Below are 2,846 nucleotides of genomic sequence, written 5' to 3'. Positions count from 1 at the left end.
GCCCCGGGCCGGCGGCGAGGGCGGCGGCCCCGTTGATGGCGCGCCGCAACCTTCCGCACCAGCCGATGGTCTTTCCGGCGGCGTCGCGCCCGGTGATGCCACTCGCGGCGTTCAGCCAGCGCCAACGAAGTCGCTGGATTCGCCCGTTGCGGATGCCCATGATGTTGGCGGCCTGACCCTGCCCGACGGCGCCGTTGCCGCTCCTCCATCCCGGCGTGGCAGATCCGTTGTGGCGGGGCTGCTGGCCCTGGTGTGCGCCGTCGCCATCGTCGTCACTGTTGAAACGCGCCCGCCAGCCCCCGCCGAACGTGTGGCGGCCGTGGAGGAAGCCCTGCGCGGCGCCGGGGTGACCAGCCTGGAGGTGACCTCCGGCGACGGCGGCGTGGTGGTGCGCGGGCTGCTGGACAACGACGGCCAGCGCGCCGCCGTGTGGAAGGTGGCACGGAACCTGCTGTATCCCGTCCAGATAGATGTGGCCGTCCGCGACGACGTGGTGCACGCGGTGCAGGCGGCCTTCAGCAGCAGGGCACTGTATCCGGAGGTCGAGTTCATGGACGCGCAATCCGCCGCACCGCAGCAGGGCGAAGCGCCTGCCCCCCTCAAGGTGGCCGGCTACGTCCGGGACGGGCTGGTGGAGGCGTGGGCCTTCAGCGCGCTGCGCGACGACGTGCCCAGGCTGCCCCCGGTGACCCGCGACATCCGCTACGCCAGCGACGTTGCGCCCGTGCTTGACGGGCTTCTGGGCGGCGCGGGCCTGCGCCATGTGCAGGTGCGCTACCTGCCGGGCACCGTGGAACTGGCGGGCGACCTGGATGCGCGCCAGCGCGAACGGCTGGACGAGGTGCTGGCCTATGCCCGCGCCCATCTGGGCGTGCCGGTGCGGTTTGCGGTGGTGCGTGCCGCTCCGGTGGTGCAATCCGCTGCGACGCAGCCGGTCGGTCGTCCGCAACCTGCAATGTCGGCAGCCTCCGGTCCGGCTGCGGCCTCCGATTCGGCGCTGGCCGCCGCGCAGGCTGGCGACCCGCTGGACGGGTTGCAGGTGCGCGGCGTGACCCTGAACCCGTTGCGCTTCGTCACCATCGGCGACGGGCAGCGCATTTTCGAGGGCGGCATGCTGCCCGGCGGCTACGTGCTGGAATCCATTTCCACAAAGGAACTGCATTTGCGCAAGGATGGACGTTCAACCACCTACCGGCTGCGAGGTAGCCATGAGTGACGCATTCGTGTCGGCGTTCGATCTCGTCGACGACCCTTCGGGCAGCAAGGCCAAGGCCGTCGGCGAAGAACTGCTGACCATGGACATGTCGGTCAAGCGCGCCATGGACGCGGGCATGACCCCGGATGAAATGAAGGTGGCCCAGGCGGCCCGCGCCGCCGTGCAGGCCGCGCAACGCGTGGTGGAAGCGCTGTCGCGCACCGCCGGGTAACCCCACGGAGGCAGTCATGAACATCGGCAACAAGGCGCCCGGTCTCGATCTTGGCAGCATGTTCCAGACGGGCGTGAACAGCATCGGCGACAAGGGCAAGGATCTCCAGGCCCGCATGGAAACACTGATGCAGCAGGATCAGGTCAGCCCGGAAGACATGATGCAGATCCAGTTCGAGATGGGTCAGTACAATGCCGCGCTGGAAGCCCTTTCGTCGGTCACCAAGAGCATGACAGACATGCTGAAGAGCCTGTCGCAGCGCACCGGCTAGGGTCTGCCAGCGCGATGGTTCTTTTGCCCTCTGCCTGCGTCGGAACGGTTTCTTGTTCCGGTCGAATACCGCATGGGTATGCTTCCTCCGCAACAGGACCGTTCTTGCCTGGCAGAGAACAAAAGCCTTCATGGCGTTAACAGACCCGAGGACTGCCCCCTGATTTTCAGGGCAGTTCCCTCGTCCGCTGGTTCACCAGCGCAACGCTCTCCCGTCGCACAAAGGAGAAACCAATGTTTTCGGATGCCGAGATCAAGCGGCTGCTCGACGTGGCCAACGCGGGTTGCCATCATGGACGGGTGGCGGATGCCCGACAGGTCTACGAAGGCGTGCTGGCCATGAAGCCGGGCTTTCTGCCCGCGCGCATCGGGCAGGCCCTCAGCCATGTGGTGGTCAACGAGTTCGAGGAAGCGGAGCGCATCATCGTGGACGACGTGCTGAAGACCGCGCCCGACGATGCCGAGGCGCGGGCGTTGCTGGGCCTGTCGTACCTGCTGTCCGGGCGCGGCGACGAGGCCGCGGAACTGCTGCGGGCCGTGTCCGACGCAGATGGCCCCGCAGGCGAGATGGCACGCGGGCTGCTGGCGCAGGCAGGCTAGCCGTCCGGCCCCGGCGTTCGCGCCCTCTTGATTGAGGGCGCCTTCGTGGGCGGCTCCGGAAGAGGATGCGGAGGCGCACGTGGACATCGCGGGCATTGGCGCATCGCCCAATAGGCTGCTTGAGGCGCTGGAAAAGCTGGGAGTGTCGCAGGGGGCAGAGCTGCGCAGCCCCGGTGGCCCTTCCGGCATGCCAGACGCCGAACTGGTGCGGGCTTTCCTGGAGGCGCTGGAAGGGCCGGGCGCAGGTTCTGGCGAAAGTCCGGGTGAAGGTTTGGGCGGTGACGCCGCCACCGGCGGCCAGCCGTTTGCCGAAGGCGGCGCGGAGCAGGGGAGCCAGGCCTTCCAGGCTGGCCAGCCTGCTGTGCAGGGGGCAGAAGGGCCTGCCGGCCTGGCAGATACGGATGCGGCTGTCCGCCTTGATGACACTGCGGCTGCCACCCGCCCTGTGGATGATCCATCGCGGGCGGCAGCACCGGACGGGACGCGCGGCGTGCCAGAGCGCGTCGACGGCGTGCACGATGCGGCCCCCGCCGAAGCGGGGGGCCTGCG

General features: G+C 68.7%; 4 protein-coding genes and 1 pseudogene. All 5 read left to right on the top strand.

Features of this window, described 5'->3' with window-relative positions; all coding sequences use genetic code 11:
• The coding region (sctD, locus tag FVW20_RS11670) for a type III secretion system inner membrane ring subunit SctD (RefSeq protein WP_196609745.1) at positions 1-1,216 on the top strand (1,216 nt) is incomplete at its 5' end.
• Positions 1,209-1,427, top strand: a complete 219-nt coding sequence (locus FVW20_RS11665; RefSeq protein WP_015946061.1) for a hypothetical protein — start codon at positions 1,209-1,211, stop codon at positions 1,425-1,427. The genes sctD and FVW20_RS11665, both read left to right, overlap by 8 nt.
• Before the next feature lie 16 nt (positions 1,428-1,443).
• The gene (locus FVW20_RS11660; protein WP_196609744.1) at positions 1,444-1,698 is read left to right on the top strand and encodes an EscF/YscF/HrpA family type III secretion system needle major subunit; all 255 of its coding nucleotides are present in this window, start codon (positions 1,444-1,446) and stop codon (positions 1,696-1,698) included.
• A gap of 233 nt (positions 1,699-1,931) precedes the next feature.
• Complete coding sequence (locus FVW20_RS11655) at positions 1,932-2,297, top strand: tetratricopeptide repeat protein (RefSeq protein ID WP_196609743.1); 366 nt, start codon at positions 1,932-1,934, stop codon at positions 2,295-2,297.
• Between the two features lie 79 nt (positions 2,298-2,376).
• Positions 2,377-2,846, top strand: a pseudogene (locus FVW20_RS11650) (hypothetical protein); the annotation flags it as partial.

The sequence above is a fragment of the Nitratidesulfovibrio oxamicus genome, assembly GCF_015731765.1.
GTDB classification, from domain to species: domain Bacteria; phylum Desulfobacterota; class Desulfovibrionia; order Desulfovibrionales; family Desulfovibrionaceae; genus Cupidesulfovibrio; species Cupidesulfovibrio oxamicus.
This window is presented reverse-complemented; position numbering and strand designations above follow the sequence as displayed.

Bases quoted from the DNA above. Each gene is read 5' to 3' on its own strand.
- FVW20_RS11665 (WP_015946061.1), top strand. From the start codon at position 1,209: ATGAGTGACGCATTCGTGTCGGCGTTCGATCTCGTCGACGACCCTTCG.
- FVW20_RS11660 (WP_196609744.1), top strand. From the start codon at position 1,444: ATGAACATCGGCAACAAGGCGCCCGGTCTCGATCTTGGCAGCATGTTC.
- FVW20_RS11655 (WP_196609743.1), top strand. From the start codon at position 1,932: ATGTTTTCGGATGCCGAGATCAAGCGGCTGCTCGACGTGGCCAACGCG.